Annotated in this window: 3 protein-coding genes and 1 riboswitch; all 3 genes read left to right on the forward strand. The window is 73.4% G+C overall.

Annotation, left to right across the window (positions count from 1 at the left end):
* Window positions 1–554 (forward strand): cytochrome P450 (locus E1283_RS35010; RefSeq protein ID WP_132822198.1); only part of this gene is annotated, 554 nt, incomplete at its 5' end.
* A 218-nt stretch (window positions 555–772) separates the two neighbouring features.
* A complete protein-coding gene (locus E1283_RS38390) occupies window positions 773–1,687 on the forward strand; it encodes a transglycosylase family protein (RefSeq protein ID WP_243745321.1) in 915 nt (304 codons plus the stop codon).
* A gap of 328 nt (window positions 1,688–2,015) precedes the next feature.
* Window positions 2,016–2,150: riboswitch (cyclic di-AMP (ydaO/yuaA leader) on the forward strand.
* Between the two features lie 3 nt (window positions 2,151–2,153).
* Window positions 2,154–2,613 (forward strand): transglycosylase family protein (locus tag E1283_RS35020; protein ID WP_165956359.1); only part of this gene is annotated, 460 nt, incomplete at its 3' end.

A 2,613-nucleotide genomic window follows, 5' to 3' on the forward strand; every position in this document is an offset into this window, starting at 1 on the left:
TGACGGCGCCCGAGGCCCGCCAGGGGGCGAGGAGTTCGTCGATGACGGCGGCCGCCACCCGCGGCTCGTGGCACATCCGGCTGACCACGCCGAGGCCGGGGTCGAGCCGCGGGTCGGCCGCGGCGGCGGCCGTCGAGGAGCTGCTGCGTTTCGACGGTCCCGTGGAGTTGGCGACCTGGCGGTTCGCGAGCGAGCCGCTGACGTTGGGCGGGCAGCGGGTGGAGCGCGGCGATCCGGTGCTCGTGGTGTTGGCGGCGGCCGACCGGGATCCGGCGCGGTTTCCCGACCCGGACCGGCTGGACCTGGGGCGGACGCGGAATCCGCACCTGGGGTACGGCCACGGCATCCACTACTGCCTGGGGGCGCCGTTGGCGCGTCTCGAGGCGCGGGCGGCCCTGGGGGAGTTGCTGTCCAGGCTGCCCGGTCTGCGGTTGGCGGCCGACGTGGTCGAACTGCGGTGGCGGGGTGGGCTGATCATGCGTGGGCTGCGCGAACTGCCGGTGGTGTTCACCGCCGAGCCGATGGCCAGGGGTGACGGAGCGTCAGCGATGTGATCCACACGTGATCTTGGTGGGATTGACTTGTGATCGTGTGGCAGGGGGAGCTAGGTTCCCCTCAACCGCATCAATGTTCGTTTTGGGAGGCCCTTCAGATGCGCTCCGGGACTGGTCGTCATCGTCGCCCGCGACAGGCTCCGGCCTTCGTCGTCGCTGCCGGGGTCACCGGCGCGGGCATAGCCCTGCCGCTCTTGGGCGCCGGGGCCGCCAACGCCGTGAGTGACGAGACATGGGACAGCGCCGCGCAGTGCGAGAGCGGCGGCCTGTGGAGCGCCAACCAGGGCAACGGCCGGTACGGCGGGCTCCAGCTCACCCTGGACGACTGGGAGCGGTACGGCGGGCGCGAGTTCGCCATGCGTCCCGACCTGGCCAGCCGGTTCCAGCAGGTCACGGTCGCCGGCCGGATGCTCGCGGACCGCGGCGAGCAGGCGTTCCCCGGGTGCGCGGTGCTGACCGGCCTGTGGCCGGAGTTCCGCGACGAGCCGGGCGACGACATCGACTGGGCCGAGGAGGCCGAGGAGGCCCAGGCCGAGGAGGAGATCGGCGGCCCCGAGGACTCGACGACCGCCCCGACGGACGACGCCACGGCCACGCCGGACGCGCCGACCACCCCGGCGGACCCGGGCACCCCGACCGAGTCGGGCACCGGCGAGGCGGCCGAGGGTTCCGGCGGGGCCGGGGCTTCGGGCGGCACGGCGACCGAGCGGGCGGAGCACGACTCCGACACGGTCCGGATCAGGGAGTTGCTGAAGCGGCTGCGGGACCTCGACGTGCCCAGGCCGGGCGACGAGGAGCGGGCCCCGGTCGAGTCCTCGGGCGCCACCCAGACCCCGACCCCGGAGGCCACCGGGCCGGGCGAGACGACCGAGACCGCCGAGGCCACCGATGCCACGGAGACGCCCGGGGCGACCGGGACTCCGGAGGCGACCGGCGGCGCCGGGTCGTCCGGGTCTTCCGGGTCGTCCGGGTCCGGTGCCGGCGGTCCCTCGCTGTTGGACATTCCGGGCGACAGCGGCGGCCTCTCCGGCAGTTGGGTCGACCTCTACCGGTCCAGCCAATCGGGCATTGCCGACAATGCCGGCGATATTCTCGGCGACCAGCAGGGCGACTTGAGTTCCACCGGCCGTTAAGCCGGTTCACCCCGGGGTGACTTCGGCCGGGCGTCGGATGTGACCATCGTCTCGTTCGCCCCACGCGTGTCATCCTGCCCCGAAGTGCCCGATTCCCTTGTGGCCTGCGGGAGTTGGTCACCGCCCCTGTCAAGTCCTCGTGCGCGGGCGATCTTCATCGTTCTTGAATCGTTAGGCGGGGTGTGTTTAGTTTCCCCCGCCCGGCTTTCGCGTCGGGCACCGAGGCCGTAACGCCGAATCCTGCCGCCGGCCGAGGGGACCACCATCGCGCACCACCGCAGGCAGGAGCGGGGGACCCACCACGCCCGGCGGCCACCGTGGCCGGGCCGTGGCCGTCGTGCCGCGCCCTCGCGGGCCGGACCGACTCGGGGTGAAGTCGCGGGGAGCCAACGCTCCCCGAGGCCGGGCAACTCACCACGCCCGAACCCGACAGCTCACCTCGTAGGCGTCGGTGAGAAGGAACGTCATGCTGTTCAGGGGCAATGGTCGTCACCGTCGTCCGTCCCGGCCGACCCGCATAGCCGCCGCGGCCGGCGTCACCGGCGCCGCCGTCGCGATCCCGATGCTTTCCGCCACCGGCGCCAGCGCCGCCTCCGTCGAGACCTGGGACGCCGTCGCCCAGTGCGAGTCCGGCGGCGACTGGGCCATCAACACCGGCAACGGCTACTACGGTGGCCTCCAGTTCTCCCAGTCCAGCTGGGCCGCCGCCGGCGGCACCCAGTACGCCGAGCGCGCCGACCTCGCCTCCAAGGACCAGCAGATCGCCGCCGCCGAGGTGCTGCTCTCCATGCAGGGCCCGGGCGCCTGGCCGGTCTGCGGCGCCCAGGCCGGGCTCTCCTCCGGCGGCGAGTCGCCCTCCATCGACCCGAACGCCTCGGGCTCCGGCACCGCCGAGTCCGCCCAGCCCGAGACGTTCGGGTCGATGG

This window comes from Streptomyces hainanensis, assembly GCF_004348415.1.
In the GTDB taxonomy this organism is placed as follows: domain Bacteria; phylum Actinomycetota; class Actinomycetes; order Streptomycetales; family Streptomycetaceae; genus Streptomyces; species Streptomyces hainanensis.